Annotated in this window: 24 protein-coding genes; 10 read left to right on the top strand and 14 right to left on the bottom strand. The window is 68.7% G+C overall.

Annotated features, from left to right (window positions below; translation table 11 throughout):
- Positions 1-53: 53 nt before the first annotated feature.
- Positions 54-488, bottom strand: a complete 435-nt coding sequence (gene msrB, locus BGP17_RS13290) for a peptide-methionine (R)-S-oxide reductase MsrB (RefSeq protein ID WP_167300071.1) — start codon at positions 486-488, stop codon at positions 54-56.
- A gap of 34 nt (positions 489-522) precedes the next feature.
- Positions 523-1,023, bottom strand: a complete 501-nt coding sequence (locus BGP17_RS13285) for a sterol desaturase family protein (protein ID WP_286712343.1) — start codon at positions 1,021-1,023, stop codon at positions 523-525.
- A gap of 236 nt (positions 1,024-1,259) precedes the next feature.
- Here BGP17_RS13285 and sucC point away from each other — a divergent pair, with 236 nt between their 5' ends.
- Positions 1,260-2,462: an ADP-forming succinate--CoA ligase subunit beta gene (sucC, locus tag BGP17_RS13280; protein ID WP_167300072.1), complete on the top strand. Its 1,203-nt coding sequence runs from the start codon at positions 1,260-1,262 to the stop codon at positions 2,460-2,462.
- A gap of 43 nt (positions 2,463-2,505) precedes the next feature.
- Here the strand turns inward: sucC and BGP17_RS13275 are convergent, their stop codons facing one another.
- Positions 2,506-2,886: a hypothetical protein gene (locus tag BGP17_RS13275; protein WP_286712342.1), complete on the bottom strand. Its 381-nt coding sequence runs from the start codon at positions 2,884-2,886 to the stop codon at positions 2,506-2,508.
- A 197-nt stretch (positions 2,887-3,083) separates the two neighbouring features.
- Between BGP17_RS13275 and BGP17_RS13270 the strand changes: the two genes are divergently transcribed.
- The 3 genes from BGP17_RS13270 to BGP17_RS13260 are packed head-to-tail and all read left to right on the top strand — an operon-like array spanning position 3,084 to position 5,413.
- Positions 3,084-3,836, top strand: coding sequence for an electron transfer flavoprotein subunit beta/FixA family protein (locus tag BGP17_RS13270; RefSeq protein WP_086128412.1), 753 nt, complete (start codon positions 3,084-3,086; stop codon positions 3,834-3,836).
- On the top strand, positions 3,833-4,762 hold the full coding sequence (locus tag BGP17_RS13265; protein WP_286712341.1) for an electron transfer flavoprotein subunit alpha/FixB family protein: 930 nt from the start codon (positions 3,833-3,835) through the stop codon (positions 4,760-4,762). Before BGP17_RS13270 ends, BGP17_RS13265 begins: the two co-directional genes overlap by 4 nt.
- A gap of 6 nt (positions 4,763-4,768) precedes the next feature.
- On the top strand, positions 4,769-5,413 hold the full coding sequence (locus tag BGP17_RS13260; protein ID WP_286712340.1) for a phytanoyl-CoA dioxygenase family protein: 645 nt from the start codon (positions 4,769-4,771) through the stop codon (positions 5,411-5,413).
- Positions 5,414-5,578: 165 nt separating this feature from the next.
- Here the strand turns inward: BGP17_RS13260 and BGP17_RS13255 are convergent, their stop codons facing one another.
- Positions 5,579-6,844, bottom strand: coding sequence for an MFS transporter (locus BGP17_RS13255; RefSeq protein ID WP_286712339.1), 1,266 nt, complete (start codon positions 6,842-6,844; stop codon positions 5,579-5,581).
- A complete protein-coding gene (locus BGP17_RS13250; protein ID WP_286712338.1) occupies positions 6,841-7,374 on the bottom strand; it encodes a hypothetical protein in 534 nt (177 codons plus the stop codon). The genes BGP17_RS13255 and BGP17_RS13250 overlap by 4 nt, the downstream gene beginning before the upstream one ends.
- A 114-nt stretch (positions 7,375-7,488) precedes the next feature.
- Here BGP17_RS13250 and BGP17_RS13245 point away from each other — a divergent pair, with 114 nt between their 5' ends.
- Positions 7,489-8,664 carry an MFS transporter gene (locus tag BGP17_RS13245; protein WP_286712337.1) on the top strand — a complete coding sequence of 392 codons (1,176 nt, stop codon included), beginning with the start codon at positions 7,489-7,491 and terminating at the stop codon, positions 8,662-8,664.
- Here BGP17_RS13245 and nhaA read toward each other — a convergent pair.
- Positions 8,565-9,851, bottom strand: coding sequence for a Na+/H+ antiporter NhaA (gene nhaA, locus BGP17_RS13240; RefSeq protein WP_286712336.1), 1,287 nt, complete (start codon positions 9,849-9,851; stop codon positions 8,565-8,567). The two genes, BGP17_RS13245 and nhaA, sit on opposite strands and share 100 nt — an antisense overlap.
- Before the next feature lie 83 nt (positions 9,852-9,934).
- Here nhaA and BGP17_RS13235 point away from each other — a divergent pair, with 83 nt between their 5' ends.
- Positions 9,935-11,407, top strand: a complete 1,473-nt coding sequence (locus tag BGP17_RS13235; protein ID WP_286712335.1) for a DUF389 domain-containing protein — start codon at positions 9,935-9,937, stop codon at positions 11,405-11,407.
- 4 nt (positions 11,408-11,411) lie between these two features.
- Here the strand turns inward: BGP17_RS13235 and BGP17_RS13230 are convergent, their stop codons facing one another.
- Together BGP17_RS13230 and BGP17_RS13225 are read right to left on the bottom strand one after the other, a co-directional pair.
- Positions 11,412-12,989, bottom strand: a complete 1,578-nt coding sequence (locus tag BGP17_RS13230) for a lysine--tRNA ligase (protein ID WP_286712334.1) — start codon at positions 12,987-12,989, stop codon at positions 11,412-11,414.
- Between the two features lie 89 nt (positions 12,990-13,078).
- Positions 13,079-13,759 carry a hypothetical protein gene (locus BGP17_RS13225; RefSeq protein WP_286712333.1) on the bottom strand — a complete coding sequence of 227 codons (681 nt, stop codon included), beginning with the start codon at positions 13,757-13,759 and terminating at the stop codon, positions 13,079-13,081.
- Positions 13,760-13,888: 129 nt separating this feature from the next.
- Between BGP17_RS13225 and BGP17_RS13220 the strand changes: the two genes are divergently transcribed.
- The 3 genes from BGP17_RS13220 to BGP17_RS13210 all read left to right on the top strand — a co-directional run bounded on the left by BGP17_RS13220 (position 13,889) and on the right by BGP17_RS13210 (position 17,333).
- Complete coding sequence (locus tag BGP17_RS13220) at positions 13,889-14,017, top strand: hypothetical protein (RefSeq protein WP_286712332.1); 129 nt, start codon at positions 13,889-13,891, stop codon at positions 14,015-14,017.
- A 71-nt stretch (positions 14,018-14,088) separates the two neighbouring features.
- The gene (locus tag BGP17_RS13215; protein WP_286712331.1) at positions 14,089-16,788 is read left to right on the top strand and encodes an ATP-dependent DNA helicase; all 2,700 of its coding nucleotides are present in this window, start codon (positions 14,089-14,091) and stop codon (positions 16,786-16,788) included.
- A gap of 11 nt (positions 16,789-16,799) precedes the next feature.
- On the top strand, positions 16,800-17,333 hold the full coding sequence (locus BGP17_RS13210) for a SixA phosphatase family protein (RefSeq protein ID WP_167300083.1): 534 nt from the start codon (positions 16,800-16,802) through the stop codon (positions 17,331-17,333).
- A gap of 103 nt (positions 17,334-17,436) precedes the next feature.
- Here the strand turns inward: BGP17_RS13210 and BGP17_RS13205 are convergent, their stop codons facing one another.
- The 5 genes from BGP17_RS13205 to rpmF all read right to left on the bottom strand — a co-directional run bounded on the left by BGP17_RS13205 (position 17,437) and on the right by rpmF (position 20,461).
- The gene (locus BGP17_RS13205) at positions 17,437-17,802 is read right to left on the bottom strand and encodes a MerR family transcriptional regulator (RefSeq protein ID WP_167300084.1); all 366 of its coding nucleotides are present in this window, start codon (positions 17,800-17,802) and stop codon (positions 17,437-17,439) included.
- 11 nt (positions 17,803-17,813) lie between these two features.
- Complete coding sequence (locus BGP17_RS13200) at positions 17,814-18,113, bottom strand: integration host factor subunit alpha (protein ID WP_086127751.1); 300 nt, start codon at positions 18,111-18,113, stop codon at positions 17,814-17,816.
- Positions 18,114-18,227: 114 nt separating this feature from the next.
- Positions 18,228-19,199, bottom strand: a complete 972-nt coding sequence (locus tag BGP17_RS13195; protein ID WP_167300085.1) for a beta-ketoacyl-ACP synthase III — start codon at positions 19,197-19,199, stop codon at positions 18,228-18,230.
- Positions 19,200-19,209: 10 nt separating this feature from the next.
- The gene (gene plsX, locus BGP17_RS13190; RefSeq protein ID WP_167300086.1) at positions 19,210-20,241 is read right to left on the bottom strand and encodes a phosphate acyltransferase PlsX; all 1,032 of its coding nucleotides are present in this window, start codon (positions 20,239-20,241) and stop codon (positions 19,210-19,212) included.
- Between the two features lie 40 nt (positions 20,242-20,281).
- Positions 20,282-20,461, bottom strand: coding sequence for a 50S ribosomal protein L32 (gene rpmF / locus BGP17_RS13185; RefSeq protein WP_086127748.1), 180 nt, complete (start codon positions 20,459-20,461; stop codon positions 20,282-20,284).
- Between the two features lie 187 nt (positions 20,462-20,648).
- Between rpmF and BGP17_RS13180 the strand changes: the two genes are divergently transcribed.
- The gene (locus BGP17_RS13180; protein ID WP_167300087.1) at positions 20,649-21,077 is read left to right on the top strand and encodes an MAPEG family protein; all 429 of its coding nucleotides are present in this window, start codon (positions 20,649-20,651) and stop codon (positions 21,075-21,077) included.
- On the opposite strand, the gene BGP17_RS13175 is transcribed toward BGP17_RS13180, so the two are convergent.
- A complete protein-coding gene (locus tag BGP17_RS13175) occupies positions 21,074-21,736 on the bottom strand; it encodes an MBL fold metallo-hydrolase (protein WP_167300088.1) in 663 nt (220 codons plus the stop codon). The genes BGP17_RS13180 and BGP17_RS13175 overlap by 4 nt on opposite strands.
- Positions 21,737-21,752 lie beyond the last annotated feature (16 nt).

The raw sequence follows: 21,752 nt of genomic DNA, 5'->3' as shown, positions 1-21,752 counted from the left end.
TTCGATGGCATCGGGGGAGTGCGATTAAGCCCTATTCGGCCCGCTCACAAGGATCAGGCGCCGCTCGGTTCGCTGGTAGCGACATTCTGGTTGCCGCCACGTGAACGGAAATCGAGGCCGACCGAGTTTATGCAGTAGCGCAGGCCCGTCGGCGGCGGCCCGTCGGGGAAGACATGGCCCTGATGCCCGTCGCAGCGCGCGCAGCGCAGCTCGACGCGGCGCATGCCATGGCTGGTGTCGGCATGTTCGGTGACATTCTCCGAATCGATCGGCCGGGTGAAGCTGGGCCAGCCCGAGCCCGAATCGAACTTGTCGGCGCTGTCGAACAGTTCGAGCTTGCAGCCGGCGCACAGATAGAGGCCATCGGCCTTGTTGTCGGTGTAGTGGCCGGAAAAGGCCCGCTCGGTGCCCGCCTCGCGCAGCACGTGAAACTGTTCCGGAGTGAGGCGTTTGCGCCACTCGGACTCGGAGAGGTTCAGATGCTCCATGGCGCAAAGCATGTGTCCGGCGCCGGGGGCCGCGTCAATCCGGGTTGGCGCGGAAGCGGGCCAAACCGGCCCTGGCCCTGAGCCGGCGCTTCAACGTCTCCGCGGGCGGCGCCCACAGAAAGCCGAAGCTGACCGCGCCATGCTTGGATTCGACCGCATGGTGCAGCCGGTGCGCCTGGACGATTCGCTTCATGTAGCGGGATCGCGGGACGTAGCGATGACGGACCCGCTGATGGACGATCACGTCGTGGAAGCCGAAATAGATCGCGCCATAGCCGGCTATCCCGGCCCCGATCCAGGCAAGGCCCGGCCACCAGCCCGCGTGCACCCCGCCGTACAGGAGCAGGATCGAGGGCATGGCGAAGATCACGGCATAGAGGTCGTTCCATTCGAACCGGCCCTTGCGGGGCCGGTGGTGGCTGGCGTGGAGGAACCAGCCCGGCCCGTGCATCACCCAGCGGTGCATCGTCCAGGCAAAGCCCTCCATCGCGGCGATGGTGGCGAGGAACAGGACAAGGCCGAGCCAGAGGGACATGGCGGGTAGATAGGCGTTCCGGGCCGATACGTCAGCCGGAAGACGCGAGTCGCCCGGCCAGCTCCCTATCCTGTCGTCCCGGAACATGTCCGGGGTGGCCATGGGCGGGGCTTCATCGCCATATTGCAATTACGTCGCAATCGCGTTTACGCCGAAAAGATTTGGATTCGCGCGCGCGCCGTGCTTAAGGCTCGCGCAAACCCCTTCCCGCCACAAATGACGAGGGCGCGCTCCCCATGAACATCCACGAATATCAGGCCAAGGAACTGCTCGCGAAGTTCGGTGCGCCGATCGCCGCCGGCTATGCCGCGTTCACCGTCGAGCAGGCGGTCGAGGCGATGAACAGGCTGCCCGGGCCGCTCTATGTCGTGAAGGCGCAGATCCATGCCGGCGGCCGCGGCAAGGGCAAGTTCAAGGAGCTCCCGCCCGAGGCCAAGGGCGGCGTCCGCCTCGCCCGCAGCGAGGCCGAGGTCCGCGAAGCCGCGCACGAGATGCTCGGCAACACGCTGGTGACGATCCAGACCGGCGAGCACGGCAAGCAGGTCAACCGCCTCTACATCACCGACGGCGCCGACATCGCCAAGGAATTCTACCTGGCGCTCCTCGTCGATCGCGTCACCGGCCGCATCGCCTTCGTCGTCTCGACCGAGGGCGGCATGGACATCGAGGAAGTCGCGCATTCGACTCCCGAGAAGATCCACACCTTCGACGTCGATCCGGCGACCGGCTTCATGCCGCATCACGGCCGCGCCGTCGCCGCCGCGCTGGGCCTGACCGGCGACCAGGGCAAGCAGGCGGCCAAGGTTGCCGCCTCGCTCTTCGCCGCCTTCCAGGGCACCGACGCCGCGCAGATCGAAGTCAATCCGCTGGCGCTGACCGAGCAGGGCAACCTGCTCGTCCTCGACGCCAAGGTCGGCTTCGATTCGAACGCGATGTTCCGCCACAAGGACCTGGCCGAGCTGCGCGACGAGAGCGAAGAGGATCCGATGGAGCTCGAGGCGTCGAAATACGACCTCGCCTATATCAAGCTCGATGGCGATATCGGCTGCATGGTCAACGGCGCCGGCCTGGCGATGGCGACGATGGACATCATCAAGCTCAACGGCATGTTCCCGGCCAACTTCCTCGATGTCGGCGGCGGCGCCAACAAGGAGAAGGTCACCGCGGCGTTCAAGATCATCCTGAGCGATCCGGCGGTGAAGGGCATCCTGGTCAACATCTTCGGCGGCATCATGCGCTGCGACATCATCGCCGAGGGCATCGTCGCCGCGGCGAAGGAAGTGAACCTCTCGGTGCCGCTGGTCGTCCGCCTCGAGGGCACCAACGTGCAGCAGGGCAAGGACATCCTCGCCAATTCGGGCCTGGCCATCGTTCCCGCGAACGATCTGGGCGACGCGGCGAAGAAGATCGTCGCCGAAGTCCAGAAGGTCGCCGCCTGACGCCGATCGGCAAGCGGGCCGCGGATGCGGCCCGCTCGTCGGTCTACTTGACGCCTTTCTCGCTGATGCTCTTCTTGAGCAATTGCGGCGCCGCCGGCGCGACGGCCTTGATCGTGGTCGGCGTCATCGACAAGCGCGACGGCATGGTCCGAGTCGTCGCTTCTTCCGATGGGCAAGCGCCTTCGGGCTCGGCGCTCCGCTTGGTCGGATTGACCCCGCCCTTCACCACGATCCCGCCGATCGGCGTGCCCGGCGCGCAGCGTGCGTAGCTGGACGACGCGGCGCCCGGCAGCCCGGTGAGCGTCCCCGCCTTGGGCTTGGCCTGCTCCTTGGCCGCGGCAACCGGCGCATCCTGCGCAAAGGCTGGTGCCGTAGCGGCGGTCACCGCCAGCATCGCCCAGAGCGCCACATGATATTTCCCCATATTCCCTCTCCTTCCTGCACGAAATTGCAGGTTCCTTCCTGAATTCGCGGTGAACTCGTCGCGCTGCCGTAACAAGGCGATATGGGCGGCATTTTCGATGATCGGGTATGCTGGAAGCGCTTTGGGGCTGGACTTGAATCGATTCTCGGGCATTAGCGATCGGTGTTGCCGATCTTCCAGCGATGGAGAGGATTTCGATGAAAGTGCTGGTTCCGGTCAAGCGGGTGCTTGACTACAACGTGAAGCCGCGGGTGAAGGCGGACGGGACGGGGGTCGACCTCGCCAACGTCAAGATGAGCATGAACCCGTTCGACGAGATCGCGATCGAGGAAGCCGTGCGCCTGAAGGAAAAGGGTGCGGCGACCGAAGTGGTGGTGGTCACCATCGGCGTCGCCAAGGCGGAGTCGGACGTGCTGCTCACTGCGCGCGCCATGGGCGCCGACCGTGCGATCCTGATCCAGACCGACGACGAGGTCGAACCGCTGGCGGTGGCCAAGCTGCTCGCCAAGGTCGCCGAGGAAGAGCAGCCCGGGCTGATCATCCTGGGCAAGCAGGCGATCGACGACGATTCGAACCAGACCGGCCAGATGCTGGGCGCGCTGCTCGGCTGGCCCCAGGGCACCTTCGCCTCGAAGGTCGAGCTGGGCGGCCAGGGCGTGCAGGTCACCCGCGAAGTCGATGGCGGCCTCGAGACCGTCGACCTCAAGCTGCCGGCGATCGTCACCACCGATCTGCGCCTCAACGAGCCGCGCTATGCGACGCTGCCGAACATCATGAAGGCCAAGTCCAAGCCGGTCGCGAAGAAGACCGTCGCGGATTACGGCGTCGACGTCGCGCCGCGCCTCAAGACGCTCAAGGTCGTCGAGCCGGCCAAGCGCTCGGCCGGCGTCAAGGTGGGCTCGGTCGACGAGCTGGTCGAGAAGCTCAAGGCGCTGGGAGTGGCGAAATGAAGACGCTGGTTTGGGTCGAGCACGACAATCAGAACCTCAAGGACGCCACCCTTGCCGTGGTGACCGCCGCGGCGAAGCTGGGCGAAGTCCATCTCCTCGTCGCCGGCAAGGGCGTCGACGGCGTGGCCAAGCAGGCGGCGGCGATCGAGGGCGTGGGCAAGGTCCATGTCGCCGATGACGCCGCCTACGAGCATTTCCTCGCCGAGAATGTCGCGCCGCTGATCGTGTCGCTGATGGGCTCGCACGACGCGGTGCTGTTCCCGGCGACCACCACCGGCAAGAACATCGCGCCGCGCGTGGCCGCCGCGCTCGACGTGATGCAGATCTCGGACATCCTCTCGGTAGAGGGTGCGGACACCTTCACCCGGCCGATCTATGCCGGCAATGCGATCGCCACCGTCCAGACCAGCGACAAGAAGCTGGTGATCACCGTGCGCGGCACGGCCTTCGCCAAGGCCGCGGCCACCGGCGGCAGCGGCACGATCGAGACGGTGAGCGGCGAGGGCGACAAGGGCCTCTCCACCTTCGCCGGCGCAGAGATCGCCAAGTCCGAGCGTCCGGAGCTGACCAGCGCCAAGGTGATCGTCTCGGGCGGCCGCGCGCTCGGCTCGTCGGAGCAGTTCCACGCGCAGATCGATCCGCTGGCGGACAAGCTCGGCGCCGCCGTCGGCGCTTCGCGCGCCGCCGTGGACGCGGGCTATGCCCCGAACGACTATCAGGTCGGCCAGACCGGCAAGATCGTCGCGCCCGAAGTCTATGTCGCGATCGGCATCTCGGGTGCGATCCAGCACCTGGCGGGCATGAAGGACTCCAAGACGATCATCGCGATCAACAAGGACGAGGACGCGCCGATCTTCCAGGTGGCGGACATCGGCCTGGTCGGCGACCTGTTCAAGATCGTGCCGGAGCTGACCGAGAAGCTCTGAGGCCTGGTGCTTTCGCTGAACGAAGATGGGGCGGCGCACCTTGCCGGTGCGGCCGCCCCTTTTCTGGGTGCGCTGTCGGCGCTTGCCGCGAGCCAGCCTGTCGAGCGCGCAGGAATCCGGCTGCATCGCGTGCCGGGCTTGGCCGAATTGCTTGGTCCCGCCGCGCTGGGCGGGCTGGTTGCCGGCATGCGGCCGGTCCGCGCGATCCTGTTCGACAAGAGCCCGGGCGCCAACTGGTCGCTCGGCTGGCATCAGGATCGGACGATCGCGGTGCGCGCGCGATGCGAGGTGCCGGGATTCGGCCCCTGGTCGGTCAAGCAGGGGCTGCTCCACGTGGAACCGCCCTTCGCGCTGATCGAGGCGATGCGGACGATGCGGATCCATCTCGATCCGGTGCCGCAGGACAATGCGCCGCTGCTGATCGCGCCCGGCTCGCATCGGCTGGGCCGTATTCCGGAGAGCGAGCTCGCGGCAGTGGTCGAACGCTGCGGCACCGCGTGCTGCCTCGCCGATACGGGCGATGTCTGGCTGTACGCCACGCCGATCGTCCATGCCTCCGCCGCGAGCAGCGGCGCGGGGCGCCGGCGGGTGCTGCAAGTGGATTTCGCGGGAGAGGCGCTGCCACCGGGGCTGGAATGGCTCGGCGTGTAGCGGGCGTTGCGAACGCGCGAGGATCGCGGCATCCCCAGGCGATGTTCGACTGGTCCGATCTGCTGCTCCTGCTTCCCAACCGGGTTGTCCTGGCGCTGCTCGTCTTCACCTGCCTGTTGATCGCCCTGATCGTCGCCTGGCGGCATTTCCACTGACCGGCCGGCCTCAATCCGCCCCCATCGGCCGTGGCGGTGTAACCTCGGGCAGCGCCAGCGGCGGCACCGTGGCCAGCTTTGCGGCGATTCCCAGCGCCACCAACGTCAGCGCCCCGCAATAGAGCGTCACGCCGGTCCAGCCCCAGCCGGTCCAGGCGATGCCGCCCGCCGAGCCCAGCAGGCTCGATCCCATATAGTAGAAGAACAGGTAGAAGGCCGCCGCCTGCCCCCGGCTCGCCCGCGCCCGCCGGCCCACCCAGCTCGAGGCGATCGAGTGGGCGCCGAAAAAGCCGATGGTGACGATGCCGATCCCGGCCACCACCAGGGCGAGCCGCGCAGATGCGGTCAGCGCCGTGCCGATCAGCAGCATCGCGGTGGGGATCCAGAAGATCAGCCGCCGCCCGCGCCGCTCGGCCAGGTGCCCGAACCAGGTCGAGCTCCCGGAGCCGAGCAGGTAGAGCAGGAAGATCGCACCGATCGCGGCATGGCCCAGGGCGAAAGGCGGCGCGACCAGGCGGAAGCCGACATAATTGTAGATGGTGACGAACACCCCCATCAGGAGGAACGCCTCGGCATAGAGCAGGGGCATCGCCCGGTCCCGGAACAGGTCGCGTCCCGCCGCCAGCACCGCACCCGGATGCATCGGCTGCGGCACGAAGCGGCGCGAGGGCGGCGCGAGGCGGCGAAAGCCCTCGGCCATCGCCAGCCCGATCAGCCCGACGCCGATCAGGCCCCAGCGCCAGTCGACCAGCTCGGTGAGCAGGCTCACCCCCAGCCGCCCGGCCATGCCGCCGATCGCGCTGCCGGCGATGTAGAGGCCCATCGCCGGCCCCACCGAATGGGGCTCGATCTCCTCGCTGACATAGGCCATCGCCACCGCCGGCATGCCGGCGAGCGCGATGCCCGTGAGCAGGCGCAATGCCAGCAGCGCGTTCCAGCCCGGCGCCAGTCCGGTCAGGGTGGTGAGCAATCCCGCGCCGAACATCGCGAACACCATCAGCGGCCGCCGGCCAAGCTTGTCGGAGAGCATGCCGGCGACGACGATCGCCACCGCAAGCGGGCCGGTGGCGAGCGAGACGGCCAGGCTCGCCGCCTCCGCGCTGAGGCGGAACTCGTCGGCGAACAGCGGCAGCAGCGGCTGGGCCGAATAGAGGAGCGAGAAGGTCGAGAAGCCCGCGAACAGCATCGCGAGCGTCAGCCGCCGATAGCCCGGCGTGCCGCGTGCATATCCGCCATGCGGCGCCCTGTCCGGCTCGGCGGGATCGGGCCCGGTCATTCGACCGGCTTGATGCTCTCGACCAGGGTGTTCGCGCGCCCGGGCGGGGCCGAGTTCACTGTTTCGCGCGCGTCGCATTTCGGATCGGGCGCAAGCGCGTACCAATGGATCCGCGTGCGCTGGCGCAGCGTGCGGAACAGCTTGCCCGTGGCGGGCACGGTCATCTGCGCGTCGAAGCGCCCGTCCGTGGACATGATCGCGCGCCATTCCAGCGGCTCGGCGCGCAGCGTGGCCTTCTTCGCGTCGAGATAGTCGTTCTGGATCATCGCCGGTTCCAGCTGCACCACCAGGTCGCGGCCGCCCATGATGTTGGTGAAACCGACATTGGAGAATTCCTCGACGGACCAGCTGCCGTCCTTGGCCGCTTCGCCCCAGCCGACGCGCAAGGGACTGCCGCGGCGCACCGCCGCGATCAGCGCCGCGCGGCTTCCGGCGACATCCTCGCCCTGGGGTCCGTTGGCGAAGAGCAGGCGCCAGTCCGAAGCGCAGGCGTCCGGCGCGGCGAGCGATAGGAGGGCGGCAGCGAGCATGGCGCCAGGATAGGCGATCGCCGGGGCGCCGGAAAGGGCGGCGGCCAGGCGGCGCAACCCGGGATGCGCGCACCGGGGGTTGACGCTGCAGTGCAGCATACGCACTTGAGGCGCATGCACGCCCCCGCTCCTCGCACCCACAATGTCGGCCTCGTCCATTTCGCGCTGGCGATGGGCGGCTTCGCGATCGGCACCACCGAATTCGCGACGATGAGCCTGGTACCCTATATGGCGGAAGGGCTGAAGATCGACGTGCCCAGCGCCGGCCATGTCATCAGCGCCTATGCGCTCGGGGTGGTCGTGGGGGCGCCGCTGATCGCGGTGGCGGCGGCCAAGCTGTCGCGCCGGCTGACGCTGCTCCTGCTGATGACCGGCTTCGCGCTGTTCAACACGCTGAGCGCGCTTGCGCCGGACTATCGCTGGCTGCTGCTGTTCCGCTTCCTTTCGGGGCTGCCGCATGGCGCCTATTTCGGCATGGCCGCCCTGGTTGCCGCTTCGCTGGTGCCGGTCAACAAGCGGTCCCAGGCGGTCGGGCGGGTGATGCTGGGGCTCACCGTGGCGACGATCCTGGGCGTGCCGCTCGCCAACTGGCTGGGCCAGGCCGTGGGCTGGCGCTGGGGCTTCGTGGTGGTCGGCGCGCTGGCACTTGCGACCGTGGCGCTGGTCGCGGCCCTTGCCCCCCGCGATCCGCCGCAAAGGGGGGCGAGCCCGCTCAAGGAGCTGGGCGCGCTCGCCAACGGCCAGGTGTGGCTCACGCTCGGCATCAGCGCGATCGGCTTTGGCGGGATGTTCTGCGTCTACACCTATGTCGCCTCGACCATGCTGGAAGTGACCGGCGCCGCGCCCGGCATGATCCCGGTGGTCCTCGCCATATTCGGCATCGGCGCGACTGCCGGCAGCATCGTCGTGCCGAAGTTCGCCGATCGCGCGCTGATGCCGACGGCGGCGGCGCTGCTGCTGGGCAGCGCGGTGGCGCTCGCGCTCTATCCCCTTGCCGCCGGCCAGCTGTGGAGCCTGGCGCTCGACATCGCCGCGATCGGATTCCTGGGTGCGCTCGGCGCGGTATTGCAGACCCGGCTGATGGACGTGGCGGGCGAGGCGCAGGGGCTCGCCGCCTCGCTCAACCATTCGGCGTTCAACTTCGCCAACGCGCTCGGCCCCTGGCTGGGCGGGCTGGCCATCGCGGCCGGCTATGGCTGGACGTCGACCGGCTGGGTGGGGGCGCTGCTGTCGCTCGGCGGATTCGCGGTGCTGGTGGTGGCGGTGCTCGCCGAGCGCAGGACGAGATAGCCGGCGATCGCCGACAGGAGCGAGCCGGCCAGCACGCCGATCTTCACCTGGTCGATCAGCTCGGGACGGTCGGGAAATGCCAGGCCGCCGATGAACAGGCTCATGGTGAAGCCGATGCCGGCGAGCAGCGACACGCCATAGATTTGGCGCCAGCCGCCCGGGCGCGTCGCGAAGCCGGTCCGTACCGCGATCCAGATGCTGCCGAAGATGCCCAGCTGCTTGCCGAGGAACAGGCCGAGCGCGATGCCCAGCGGCAGCGGCGCGAGCAGCACCGCGGGCGAGACGCCGGCCAGGGAGACGCCGCTATTGGCGAAGCCGAACAGCGGCACGATCAGATAGGCCGACCAGGGATGCAGCGCATGCTCGAGCCGGTGGAGCGGCGAAGCGGCGTCGTCGGGATGGCCGGGCGACTTGACGATCGGGATCGTCATCGCGGCCGCCACGCCGGCGACGGTCGCATGGATGCCGGACAGGAACACCAGATACCAGAGCAGCAGGGCGAGCAGCAGGTAGATCCACAACCGCCGCACGCCGCTGCGGTTGAGCACGTACATGGTGGCGAGCACGATCGCCGCGCCGGCCAGTGCCAGGGTGCTGATATGCGCGGTATAGGCAAGCGCGATGATCACCACCGCGCCCATGTCGTCGACGATGGCCACGGTGGTGAGGAACAGCTTGAGCGATGCCGGCGCGCGGCTGCCCAGGATCGCGAGCACGCCGATCGCGAAGGCGATGTCGGTCGCGGCCGGAATCGCCCAGCCATTGGCCAGGCCGGGCGTGCCCCCGGCGATGGCAAGATAGACGATCGCCGGGCCGATCATGCCGGCGGCCGCGGCCACCACCGGCAGGCGGCGGCGCTCCCAGCTGGCGAGCCGGCCGTCGACGAACTCGCGCTTGATCTCCAGCCCGACGAGCAGGAAGAACACCGCCATCAGTCCGTCATTGATCCACAGATGCACCGTCATCGGCCCGTGCACGGCGGAGAGCGTGGGGCCGATCTCGCGGTGGAGCGTGTGGAAATAGGTTTCCGCGATGCCGGGAACATTGGCGGCGATCATCGCGAGGATGGCGGCGGCGATCAGGATGATGCCGCCCGAGGCCTCGCTCCTCAGAAAGTCGCGCAGCGCCGATTCGGCCCGGGTGGGAGCCTTGGCGAGCGTCTCGGCGGTTTCCTCGATCCTGGTCATGCGCGGCCCGTCGCCTCCCTGTCTGCCTGGCGCCGCCGTTCTATGGGGTGGATGTCGCACTGCAAAGCCCGTAGCCTTTGGGGATGGACCGGCCCTCCCCTTCGCATGCGCACGTCATGCCCTGGCGCTGGTGGCGCCGCGTGGTCGTGGGCTCGGTCGAGCATGGCGCGGTGCTCGCGCGGGTGCAGGCCGATTCCGGATTCAGCGGGCGCTATGCCTTCCTCGTCGTCGTTTCGGGGCTGATCGCGATCCTCGGGCTGTTGCTGCCATCCTCCGCCGTGCTGATCGGCGCGATGCTGATCTCGCCGCTGATGATGCCGATCATCGGCCTCGGCTTCGGCATCGCCACCTTCGACCTGGCCGAGATCCGCCGCGCCGCCCTTGCCCTGGCGGCCGGCGCGGCGATCGCGGTGGTGCTGTGCGCCGGCTTCGTCGCACTCTCGCCGGTCCAGACGGTGACGAGCGAGATCGCGGCGCGGACCAAGCCCAATCTGTTCGACCTGCTCGTTGCCCTGCTCTCGGCGGTGGCGGGCGGCTATGCGCTGATCCGCGGGCGCGGCGAGACGGTGGTGGGCGTGGCGATCGCCATTGCGCTCATGCCGCCGCTCGCAGTGGTGGGTTTCGGCGTCGCGACGCTGAACGGCACCGTGGCCGGCGGTGCGCTGCTGCTGTTCCTGACCAACCTCGTCACCATCGCGCTCACCGCGGCGGTCATGGCCCGGCTCTACGGGTTCGGCGGCCATCTCTCGCCGTCCCAGACCCGGCTGCAGGGCTTGCTGATCATCGTCGGGCTGGTGGCGCTGGCGGTGCCGCTGGCCATCGCGCTGCGGCAGATCGCCTGGGAAGCGGTGGCCCAGCGCCAGGTGCGCGAGGCGATTCGCGCCAGCTTCCCGCGCGAGGCGCGGATCAGCCAGCTCGACATCGATTTCGCAGGGCGGCCCGAGCGGATCCGCGCGGTGGTGTTCACCCCCGCGCTGCGCCCGGACGGCGATGCCCGTGCCGGCGCGGCGATCCGGGCGGCGCTCGGTCATGCGGTGGACGTGCACGTCGACCAGGTCCGCGTCGGCGGCGAGAGCGGCGCGAGCGAATCGGCGCAGATCGCGGCGGCCCAGTCGCGCGAGCGCGAACGGTCCGAAGCGGATCTGCTGCGCGACCGGCTGGCGTTGGTGGCGGGCGACGAGAACGGCATCCTGCTCGACGGAGCGGCGCGGCGCGCCGAAGTGCGTGCGGCCCCGCTGCCCGGCGCCTCGCTCGCCAGCTACCGCGCGCTCGAGCAGCGCGTCGCCGCCACCGTGCCGGACTGGCAGGTGACGCTGCTCCCGCCCGCCGCGCCGCTGCCGCCGGTCGGCTTCGAGGGCGATGCGCCCGATGCCGAGGGCCTTGCCGCGCTCGACACCGCGATCTGGGGCGCGCGGCGCCTGCATCTGCCGATCGGCGTGTCGGGCCGGCATGCCGATATGGTGATCGCGCGGCTGGAGGCGGCCGGCGTTTCCGCCACCCGCCTGCCCGGCACCGGCGCGCCGGCGGCGCTCGCCTGGCAGGCGCCGGCGCGCTGAGCGCTCAGGCCCGGGCCAGCGCCTCGGCGATCAGCTTGCGGCTGTTCTCGATCCCGTAGAGCGCGATGAAGCTGCCCATGCGCGGCCCCTGCTCGCTGCCCAGCAAGGTCTCGTAGAGCGCCTTGAACCAGTCGCGCAGGTTCGCGAACGCATCGGTCTTGCCGATCTCGTAGACGATGTTCTGGATGTCCTCGGCCGAGGCATGCTCCGGCAGCGCCGCGAGCTGTTCGTCGAGCTGGCGCAATGCCCCCGCCTCGGCTTCGCTCGGCACCCGGCGCTGGAGCGTCGGCTCGACGAAGTCGCGGGCGTAGCGGATCGCATAGCCCACCATCCGGTCGAGCTCGGGATGCGATTCGGGCGAGAGCTCCGGCGAATAGCGGCGCAGGAATCCCCAGATCGTCTCGCGATTGCCCACGCCAGGCAGGCTGACCAGGTTGAGCAACAGCCCGAAGGTCACCGGCAGCGTCTCGGCCGGCACCTGGCCGTTGTGGATGTGGTGCACCGGGTTGCCGAGCTGCTGGGCGATCTCCTGCGTGGGATAATTGGCGCGGAACTGCCAATATTCCTCGATTGCGCGCGGGATCAGCCCCAAGTGCAGCGACTTGGCCTTTTTCGGCTCGCGATAGATGTAGAAGGCCAGGCTCTCGTCCGGACCATAGGTCAGCCATTCCTCGATCGAGAGGCCGTTGCCCTTGGTCTTGGAGATCTTCTCGCCCTTGGCGTCGAGGAACAGCTCGTAGATCAGCCCCTCGGGCCGCTTGCCGCCCAGCACCTGGGCGATCCTGCCGCTCTGCACGCCGCTGTCGATCAGGTCCTTGCCGTACATCTCGTAATCGACGCCGAGCGCGGCCCAGCGCATGCCCCAGTCGGGCTTCCACTGGAGCTTGGCCGTGCCGCCGAAGATCGACTGCTCGATCGTCTCCCCCCCGTCGACGAAGCGGATGATCCCCGCTTCGGCATCGACCACTTCCACCGGCACCTGAAGAACCACGCCGCTCTTCGGGCTCACCGGCAGCACCGGCGAATAGGTCGCCTGGCGCTCGGCGCGCAGCGTCGGCAGCATCACGTCCATGATCGCCCGATAGTTGCGCAGCACCGCGCGCAGCGTCTCGTCGAAACGGCCGCTCGCGTAATAGTCGGTCGAGGAGGCGAATTCATATTCGAAGCCGAACCGGTCGAGAAACTCGCGCAGCATCGCATTGTTGTGCGCGGCGAAGCTCTCATATTTCTCGAAGGGATCGGGGACGCGCGACAGCGGCTTGCCGAGATTCGCGGCAAGCAGCGCCTGGTTCGGCACATTGTCCGGGACCTTGCGGAGGCCGTCCATGTCGTCGCTGAACGTGACGAGCCGCGTCGGCAGCCCGGTCATCTCCTCATAGGCATGGCGCACCATGGTGGTGCGCAGCACTTCCTGGAAGGTGCCGATATGCGGCAGGCCCGACGGGCCGTAGCCGGTCTCGAACAGCATCGGCGATCCGTCGGGCTTGCCCTCCGGATAGCGTTTCACCAGCTTGCGCGCCTCTTCATAGGGCCAGGCCTTGGAGTCGAGCGCGGCGGCGCGCAGGGCGTTCGTATCGGTCATAACCGCGCGCCTCTAGCCGAGACGGGCGCGCGGGGCCAGCGCCGCGGCGAACCCGGTCTCCCGCGCCGGGCGGGAGGCCGGCGCCGGGATCAGGCGAACACCTTGTCCTGCGGGCACAATATGCCCGACGAGATGGTCAGGTGCGTCCAGCGATAGTCGAGATAGGCGCCCGAATAATGGTCGTCATTGTTGAAATCGACATCGCCATGATAGCGGCCCGTCGGAATGATCTCGTTGGTGCCCGTCTTCACGATCATGAATTCGTACATCAGGTCCCAGAGCATCCAGACGCGCGTGCCCGAGGCGGGCGGATCGACGTTGAACTGGATGGTGGAGGTCTGCTTGTCGTTGATCGTCACCGAATGCGAGAGCGTGGCGCTCACCCCCGCGCTGACGCCGCCGCCGGAAAAGCCCATCTGCACCGTCAGCGACTCGGTGTCGGTCGTCGAGATGCCATGCTCATAGGCCCAGCTCTTCTGCAGGTGCGTGCCGGGATAGAGATGGGTGAAGGTGCCGGGCACCAGCTTCCAGAATTTGCGCAGCACCAGCTGGTGCGGCTCCGGCGCATTGTTGTCCCACCAGTTGTTGAGGCGCGGCCAGCCCGAATCGCGCGGCTCGTCCCACACATTGTCCTGGTAGTTGGCGTTGTCGGCATCGGCATAGATGACGAGCGGCTTGGTGATGCGCGCCATCTCGATCGGATCGGTCTGGGCCGGCGGCGACCAGTCGGTGCTGTCGATGTTCGGAAAGGCAGGAAGGGTATCGGACATGATGAGACTCCCCATGGAAAATGGATTGGCGGATCTGTTTCTTTTCTGGGGCCGCCCGGCGCGAAGACCGTGGGCGGAATGCGACGGGCGGGGCGATAGCCGATCGCCGCCGGCCCGACTCAGTCCCATATGGAACTGATCGCGACGAAAATTCGCGGCCGTTTCGTCGGCACGATCCGCCGCGTCGATCCGAAGGGCGCGCTGGCCGCGGCACGCGCCATGTTCACCGAGCCGCCCGGGCGGTGCCGGGCAAAGTGAAATGATTTGGGCCGCCGCCCTTCACTTTGCGCCCCGGCTGAGGCTAGGAAGATCGGGAACGAAAGGCGTACATGCTCCCCTATCCCGCTCTCTACGCCAGCCATGGCGGCGTCTGGCTCGCCACGCCCGAGGGCGAATGCCGCGCGATGAGCCGGGGCGAGGCGATCCGGCTCGCGGCGGACACGCCGGTGATCCTGCTCAACGCGCCGCTGGTCGGGCAGCGGCTCGGCTATGCGGAGCTTTCCGGCCTCGACCTGCTCGAGCTGTTCGCCTTTCTCCGCCCCGCCCGCTTCATGGTGCCGACGCCCAAGGGGCTCGCCCGCGCCACCGGGCTCGAAGCGCCCGCGAGCGATGCGGATGTCGCACCGTTCCTGCGCCGGGCGGCCCAGGCCCTGCTCGCGATCGCCGAGGGGGACTGGCCCGAGCGCGAGGGCGCATGGCATGCGGCGCAGTCGCTGTTCCGGCTGCGCTGGCCCTGGGCGCCCATCGTTTCGCAGGCGGTCGCCAAGCCGGTCCAGGCCGAGCGCTGGCTCTTCTCGAAGCTGCCCGAATGGAACGAGCAGCCGCCGCGCGTGCCGCCGCGCACGGTGACGTTGAACGATGCGGATATCGCCGATCGCCTTGCCCGGCTCACCGGCAGCGCCGCCGAACGCCGCCAGGGCCAGCGCGACTATGCCGCCGCCGCGGCAGGTGCCTTTGCCCCGCGCGACATGCGCGAATCGCCCAATCTGGTCCTGGCCGAGGCGGGCACCGGCATCGGCAAGACGCTCGGCTATCTCGCGCCCGCCTCGCTCTGGGCCGAGCAGGCCGGGGGCGCAGTGTGGGTGTCGACCTTCACCAAGGCGCTGCAGCGGCAATTGGGGCATGAGGGCGAACGGCTCGTCCCCGATCCCGCGCTACGCAGGAAGAAGATCGTCACGCGCAAGGGGCGCGAGAACTATGCCTGCCTGCTCAACCTGGAGGACGCGCTGCAGGGCGGGTTTGCCGGCCGCGCGGCGATCCTGGCGCAGCTGGTAGCGCGCTGGGCCGCCTATACCGCGGATGGCGACATGATCGGCGGCGACCTGCCCGGCTGGCTCCCCACCCTGTTCCGCCGCAACGGCTCGACCGCGCTCACCGATCGGCGCGGCGAGTGCATCTATGCCGGCTGCCCGCATTATCGGAAGTGCTTCATCGAGCGTGCCGCCCGCGCCTCGGCGGATGCGGATATCGTCATCGCCAACCATGCGCTGGTGATGGTCAACGCGGCACGCGGCCGCGAGACGGCGAATCGCCCCACCCGCTATGTGTTCGACGAGGGGCATCACCTGTTCGATGCGGCCGATGCGATGTTCGCCGCCGCGCTCACCGGGCAGGAAGCGATCGAGATCCGCCGCTGGGTGACGGGTCCCGAATCGGGTTCGAGGGGCCGCCGCCGGGGCTTGGCGGCGCGCCTCTCGGACGTCGCCAGCTATGACGAGGAGGGCGGCCGGGCGATCGCCGAAGCCGTGGATGCCGCCCGTGCGCTGCCGAGCGACGGCTGGCTCCAGCGCCTGAACGAAGGCGAGCCCTTCGGCCCGGTCGAGCATCTCCTCGCCGCGGTGCGCGGGCTGGTCTATGCCCGCGACGTCAACGGCGCCGCCGATGCCGGCTATGGGCTGGAGACCGAACTGGCCGAGCCCGACGCCGCCCTGGTCGAGGCCGCCGGTCCCGCCGGCGCGGCGCTCGACGCGCTGCTCCGCCCGCTCGTCCATCTCGGCCGCCGGCTCGAAGCAGTGCTGACCGAGGCGCCCGACTGGATGGACGGCGCCGCTCGCGCCCGGATCGAAGGCGCCGTCGCGTCGCTCGGCTGGCGCGCCGATACCGTGGGCGCCTGGCTCGCGCTGATCGCGCGGATCGGCGGCCCGGCCGATCCGGCGTTCGTCGACTGGCTCGCGGTCGATCGAGTCGAGGGGCGCGAATATGATGTCGGGCTCCATCGCCACTGGCTCGATCCTTCCAAGCCCTTTGCCGAAACCGTGCTCAAACAGGCGCATGGTGCGCTGATCACGTCGGCGACCTTGCGGGCCGGCGGCGACTGGGAGGTGGCGGAGGCGCGATCGGGTGCCGTCCATCTGATGCGCCCCGCCCAGCGCTTCGAGGCGGCGAGCCCGTTCAACTATGCCGAACAGGCCGAAGTGCTGATCGTCACCGACGTGAAGCGCGGCGACATGCCCGGGCTCGCCAATGCCTATGCCCGGCTGGCGGTCGCGGCCGAGGGCGGCACGCTCGGGCTGTTCACGGCGATCCGGCGGCTGCGCGCCGTCCATGCGCGAATCGCCGACCGGCTGGCGCGCGAGGGGCTGCCGCTGCTTGCCCAGCATGTCGATCCGATCGACACCGGCACGCTGGTCGACATCTTCCGCGACGATCCGCGCGCCTCGCTGCTCGGCACCGATGCGCTGCGGGACGGGGTGGACGTGCCGGGCGATTCGCTGCGGCTGGTGGTGATGGAGGGCATTCCCTGGCCCAAGCCGACCGTGCTCCATGCCGCGCGCCGGCTGGCCGGGGGCGGCACCGCCTATGACGACCGGATCGTCCGGGCGCGACTCGCCCAGGCATTCGGCCGGCTGATTCGCCGCGCCGACGATCGCGGCACCTTCGTGCTGCTCTCCGCCGCCAGCCCCACGCGCCTGCTCGACGCCTTTCCGGCGGGTACGCGGGTGACGCGCGTCACGCTCGATCAGGCAGTAGAGCGCGTGCGGCTTTCCTTGGCCGCCAAGCTGGGGCAAGAGGCCCCCGCGAACGCCTGACCGGGGATTCCATGAAGACGCTCACGCTGCTGCGCCACGCCAAGTCGGGATGGGACGATCCGGTCGCGCGCGATTTCGATCGGCCGCTCAACCCCAAGGGGCAGCGCGCCGCCGCGATGATGGGGCGCCACCTCAAGGCCGAGGGGCTGGAGTTCGATCACGTCCTCGCTTCGCCCGCTGCGCGCGTGGTCGAGACGCTGGCCCAGGTCGCCACCGGCTATGGTTGCGAGCTGGCGCCCCATTGGGACCAGCGGCTCTACCTCGCTTCGGCTGCCACGCTGCTCGATCTGGTGCACGAGCTGCCCGATGGAGCCGGCCGGGTGCTGTTCTCGGGGCACAATCCCGGGCTGGAGGAGCTGGTGCTGCTGCTGGCGGGGGCGAATGCGCTGCGCGCCTCGGTCGAGATGAAGTTCCCCACGGCGAGCCTGGCGGAGATGCGTTTCGATGTGGCGCGCTGGGCCGATGTGAAGCCGGGCAAGGGCGAGCTGGTACGCTTCACGCGTCCCCGCGATCTCGATCCCACGCTGGGGCCGGACTATCGCTAGGTCGGGGACTCATTCAGCGAACCCCCTCATCCCGCGCAGACGGGGATGACACAGGAAATCAGATAGTGGTTCGCGTCCTGAGCCGGGGCCGTGCCGACCGGGCTCAGCTATCCTCGTCCAGCGCCCGGGCGAGCGAATCGCGGACGGTCTTCAGCCCTTGCTTGTCTCCGCCGCCCACGCCCGGGCTGGTTCCCGCCGCGGCACGCGCGGCGCGGCTGCCCTTCTCGGCCGCGAGCAGCTTCTGCACGCCGCGGATGGTGTAGCCATGGTTGGAGAGCAGGTCGTGGATCCGCCGCACCAGCGCCACGTCCTCGGCGCGATAATAGCGCCGGTTGCCCGCCCGGGTGAGCGGGCGCAGCTGGGGGAAGCGGGTTTCCCAATATCGCAGGATGTGCTGGGGGCGCCCGATCTCCTGGGCGAGCTCCCCTATCGTCCTTAGCGCGCCAGCAGCCTTTTCGGCCCCCGGCATTCCGGCTTCCCTCAGCCGGCCGAGACGATGCGGTCACGCATCATCTGGCTTGCTCGGAAGGTCAGCACCCGGCGGGGCGCGATCGGCACTTCGACGCCGGTCTTGGGATTGCGGCCCACGCGCTCGCCCTTGTCGCGCAGGATGAAGCTGCCGAAGCCGGAGATCTTGACGTTCTCGCCCTTGGCCAGCGCCTCGCACATGTGACTCAGGATCTGCTCGACCAGCCGCGCGGCGTCGGCGCGCGAGAGGCCCACCTCGCGATGCAGCGATTCGGCAAGATCGGCCCTGGTCAGCGTGCCCGCAGCCATCATGCGGCAACTCCCCCTTGCGTTCTACTGTGTCGAGTCGGTCGTATCAGATTGTTTCGACACAGCAAACGGGAACATTGAGGCTCCGGAACGATTATCTTCGTTTTTTCGCAGCTATCAGAAACGCACCACTGCGGCGCCCCAGGTGAAGCCGCCGCCCATCGCCTCCAGCACCAGCAGGTCTCCCCGGCGGATGCGGCCGTCGCGCACCGCGGTGTCGAGCGCGAGCGGCACCGAAGCGGCGGAGGTGTTGGCATGCTGGTCGACGGTGACGATCACCTTCTCGGCCGCAAGGTCGAGCTTGCGGGCCGTCGCGTCGAGGATGCGGGCATTGGCCTGGTGCGGCACCACCCAGTCGACGTCGCCGGGCTGGAGTCCGGCGGCGGCGAGCGATTCCTGCATCACCGAAGCGAGGTTGACCACGGCATGGCGGAACACCTCGCGGCCCTTCATGCGCAGCTTGCCGACGGTCTGGGTGGTCGAGGGGCCGCCATCGACGTAGAGCAGCTCGTTGTAGCGGCCGTCCGCGTGCAACTTGGTCGAGAGAATCCCGCGCTCGCCCGCATCGGCCGAATCCTGCGCTTCGAGCACGATCGCGCCGGCACCGTCGCCGAACAGCACGCAGGTCGCGCGGTCCTCCCAGTCGAGGATGCGGCTGAACGTCTCCGCGCCGATCACCAGCGCTCGCTTATGGACGCCGGCGCGCAGCATCGAATCGGCGACCTGCACGGCATAGAGGAAGCCCGAGCAGACCGCGGCGACGTCGAACGCCACGCAATCGTGGATGCCGAGCGCGGCCTGGACCTTGGTGGCGGTGGCCGGGAAGGTCTGGTCGGGCGTCGCGGTGGCGAGCACGATCAGGTCGATATCCGCGGCGGCGATGCCGGCATTGGCCAGCGCGGCCTTGCTCGCCTCGGCCGCCAGCGTGCCGGTGGTCTCGTCGGGCCCCGCGATGTGCCGGAAGCGGATGCCCGTGCGCTCGACGATCCATTCGTCGCTCGTATCCACTTCCTGGGCGAGTTCGGCGTTGGAAACGCGGCGGGGCGGCAGGGCGGAACCAGTGCCGATGATGACGGAACGCAGGGTCATCTTGAAGTGTCTACGCCGCCTTTGCTTCGAAGTTCCCGAGGTCCTCGGCGATGCGGCGATTGAGATCGTCGCGCAGCATCTTGGCCGCGAAGCCGATCGCGGTGTCGACACCGAGTTCGTTGGCGCTGCCATGGCTCTTCACGACGATGCCGTTGAGGCCGAGGAAGACGGCGCCATTATGGTTGTTGGGATCGAGATGCGTGCGCAACAGCTCGGTCGCCGGCCTGGAGATCAGGAAGCCGATCTTCGAGCGAGTCGAGCTGGAGAAGGCGCGCTTGAGCAGGTCCGCCACGAAGCGCGCGGTGCCCTCCACCGTCTTCAGCGCGATATTGCCCGAGAAGCCGTCGCACACGATCACGTCGACATCGCCGCGCGAGAGCTTGTTGCCCTCGATGAAGCCGCGGAAATCGAGGCGCAGATGCTCGGCGGCGCGCAGTTCGGCCGCGGCTTCGCGGATCGAGTCGGTGCCCTTCATCTCTTCGGTGCCGATGTTGAGCAGCGCGACGCGGGGATTCTCCAGGTCGAGCGCGGTGCGCGCATAAGCGGCGCCCATCACCGCGAACTGGACGAGGTTGCGCGCATCGACTTCGGTGTTGGCGCCGAGATCGAGCATCACCGTGTCGTTCTCGCCCAGCGTCGGCATCAGGGCGGCGAGCGCGGGGCGATCGATTCCGGGCATGGTCCGCAGCGACAGCTTGGCCATCGCCATCAGCGCGCCGGTATTGCCCGAGGAGACGGCGGCGCCGGCCTGCCCCTTCTTCACCAGGTCGATGGCGATCCCCATCGACGTGGTCTTGGCGCGCCGAATCGCCGCGCTCGGCTTCTCTTCCGAGGCGACGACGTCCGGTGCATGGACGATTTCGGAGGCGGCCGTCAGGTTCGGATGGTTCTTCAGACCCTCGCGGATCTGCCCCTCGTCTCCGACGAGGATGAACTCCATGCCTTCGAACCGGCGGCGCGCGCGGGCGACACCGGCGAGCATGACCGCAATTCCCTCGTCACCGCCCATCGCATCGACGGCGATTCGAGAGGAATTCGTCATACCCGCATGCCCCCGCGCGATTCGGCCCAATCGTTGCCGATCAGTCTTCGGCCGAAACGATCTCGCGGCCGTTATAGTGGCCGCACGAACCGCACAGCACGTGCGGACGCTTCAGCTCGCCACAGTTCGGGCACTCCTGGAACGCCTGAGGCGTCAGAGCGTCGTGAGCGCGACGCATGCCACGCCGCGACGGCGTAGTCTTTCTCTTGGGAACGGCCATTTCGGCACCTTCTAACGAAACCAAAGTCAAAATCGCGATACGCCCGCATGGCCCAGCGGGCAAGCGACGGAAGATCCGGCGCTCGCCGGACCAGCGGACGGTCACGAAAGCGAGTGCGCGCGTATAGCGATTCTTGCAGGGGAAGCAAGGGAGTGTAGGAGGAAGCCTCTGGAGGGGACTCTTCTATATGCTCATTCTTCCCGTGACGCTCTGCACCGCCGGCGCCGCCGCCGTGGTCAATTTCTGGCTGGCCTTGCGAATCGCCCGGCTCCGCATGTCCGAAAAGATCTTCGTCGGCGATGGCGGCGACGATCGGCTGGTCCGCCGCATGCGCGCGCAACTGAACTTCGTCGAATATGTCCCGCTGATTCTCGTGCTGCTCGCGCTGGTCGAGCTGGCGACGGGGACGAGCATCTGGCTGTGGGGGGCCGGCGCGGCGCTGATCCTCGGCCGCATCCTCCACGCCTTCGGCATGGACGGCTGGGGCCTGGGCCGCCGCATCGGCATTGCGCTGACCATGCTGACGATGCTCGGCCTCGCCGCCTATGGCATCTATATCGGCAGCCAATATCGCGAGGCGCCGGCCACGGTCTTCAAGGTCGGACCGCGAAGCTAGGCCTTTGCCAGCACCGAATCGGCCACGAAGGGATTGCTCTTCCGCTCGTGGCCGAAATTGCTGAGCGGCCCGTGCCCCGGCACGAACACCGTCGCGTCGCCGAGCGGCCAGAGCCGGCCGGTGATCGCGTCGATCAGGTCCTGGTGGTTGCCCATCGGGAAATCGGTGCGGCCGATCGAACCCTGGAACAGCACGTCGCCGACACAGGCGAATTGCGATTCGGGATGATGGAACACGACATGGCCGGGCGTGTGGCCGGGGCAGTGATAGACGTCGAGGGTCAGCTTGCCCACGGTCACCTGGTCGCCATTCGCCAGCCAGCGATCGGGCTCGAACACGGTGCCGCGGATGCCGTAGGTGCGCCCGTCCTCGTCGAGCCGGGCGATCCAGAACCGGTCCGCCTCGTGCGGCCCTTCCAGCGGCACGCCCAGTTCCTTGGCGAACTCGCCCGCGGCGCCGCAATGATCGATATGGCCGTGCGTCACCAGGATCTTCTCGATGGTCACGCCCTGCTGCTTCGCGGCGGCGCGCAGCTTGTCCAGGTCGCCGCCCGGATCGACGAATGCGCCGCGCATCGTTTCGGTGCACCACAGGAGCGTGCAGTTCTGCTGGAGCGGCGTGACCGGGATCACCGCGGCGCGCATCGGGGGATTCGACATGCCGCGGAGATAGGCG

The organism is Sphingomonas sp. 67-41, assembly GCF_001899725.1.
GTDB lineage: Bacteria > Pseudomonadota > Alphaproteobacteria > Sphingomonadales > Sphingomonadaceae > Sphingomonas > Sphingomonas leidyi.
This window is presented reverse-complemented; position numbering and strand designations above follow the sequence as displayed.

Bases quoted from the DNA above. Each gene is read 5' to 3' on its own strand.
- nhaA (WP_286712336.1), bottom strand. From the start codon at position 9,851: ATGACCAGGATCGAGGAAACCGCCGAGACGCTCGCCAAGGCTCCCACC.
- BGP17_RS13200 (WP_086127751.1), bottom strand. From the start codon at position 18,113: ATGATGGCTGCGGGCACGCTGACCAGGGCCGATCTTGCCGAATCGCTG.
- BGP17_RS13220 (WP_286712332.1), top strand. From the start codon at position 13,889: ATGGAACTGATCGCGACGAAAATTCGCGGCCGTTTCGTCGGCACGATC.
- BGP17_RS13285 (WP_286712343.1), bottom strand. From the start codon at position 1,023: ATGTCCCTCTGGCTCGGCCTTGTCCTGTTCCTCGCCACCATCGCCGCG.
- BGP17_RS13245 (WP_286712337.1), top strand. From the start codon at position 7,489: ATGCACGCCCCCGCTCCTCGCACCCACAATGTCGGCCTCGTCCATTTC.
- BGP17_RS13225 (WP_286712333.1), bottom strand. From the start codon at position 13,759: ATGTCCGATACCCTTCCTGCCTTTCCGAACATCGACAGCACCGACTGG.
- BGP17_RS13265 (WP_286712341.1), top strand. From the start codon at position 3,833: ATGAAGACGCTGGTTTGGGTCGAGCACGACAATCAGAACCTCAAGGAC.
- BGP17_RS13210 (WP_167300083.1), top strand. From the start codon at position 16,800: ATGAAGACGCTCACGCTGCTGCGCCACGCCAAGTCGGGATGGGACGAT.
- plsX (WP_167300086.1), bottom strand. From the start codon at position 20,241: ATGACGAATTCCTCTCGAATCGCCGTCGATGCGATGGGCGGTGACGAG.
- BGP17_RS13195 (WP_167300085.1), bottom strand. From the start codon at position 19,199: ATGACCCTGCGTTCCGTCATCATCGGCACTGGTTCCGCCCTGCCGCCC.
- BGP17_RS13275 (WP_286712342.1), bottom strand. From the start codon at position 2,886: ATGGGGAAATATCATGTGGCGCTCTGGGCGATGCTGGCGGTGACCGCC.
- BGP17_RS13215 (WP_286712331.1), top strand. From the start codon at position 14,089: ATGCTCCCCTATCCCGCTCTCTACGCCAGCCATGGCGGCGTCTGGCTC.
- BGP17_RS13235 (WP_286712335.1), top strand. From the start codon at position 9,935: ATGGACCGGCCCTCCCCTTCGCATGCGCACGTCATGCCCTGGCGCTGG.
- BGP17_RS13175 (WP_167300088.1), bottom strand. From the start codon at position 21,736: ATGTCGAATCCCCCGATGCGCGCCGCGGTGATCCCGGTCACGCCGCTC.
- BGP17_RS13250 (WP_286712338.1), bottom strand. From the start codon at position 7,374: ATGCTCGCTGCCGCCCTCCTATCGCTCGCCGCGCCGGACGCCTGCGCT.
- BGP17_RS13270 (WP_086128412.1), top strand. From the start codon at position 3,084: ATGAAAGTGCTGGTTCCGGTCAAGCGGGTGCTTGACTACAACGTGAAG.
- BGP17_RS13180 (WP_167300087.1), top strand. From the start codon at position 20,649: ATGCTCATTCTTCCCGTGACGCTCTGCACCGCCGGCGCCGCCGCCGTG.
- rpmF (WP_086127748.1), bottom strand. From the start codon at position 20,461: ATGGCCGTTCCCAAGAGAAAGACTACGCCGTCGCGGCGTGGCATGCGT.
- sucC (WP_167300072.1), top strand. From the start codon at position 1,260: ATGAACATCCACGAATATCAGGCCAAGGAACTGCTCGCGAAGTTCGGT.
- msrB (WP_167300071.1), bottom strand. From the start codon at position 488: ATGGAGCATCTGAACCTCTCCGAGTCCGAGTGGCGCAAACGCCTCACT.
- BGP17_RS13230 (WP_286712334.1), bottom strand. From the start codon at position 12,989: ATGACCGATACGAACGCCCTGCGCGCCGCCGCGCTCGACTCCAAGGCC.
- BGP17_RS13205 (WP_167300084.1), bottom strand. From the start codon at position 17,802: ATGCCGGGGGCCGAAAAGGCTGCTGGCGCGCTAAGGACGATAGGGGAG.
- BGP17_RS13255 (WP_286712339.1), bottom strand. From the start codon at position 6,844: ATGACCGGGCCCGATCCCGCCGAGCCGGACAGGGCGCCGCATGGCGGA.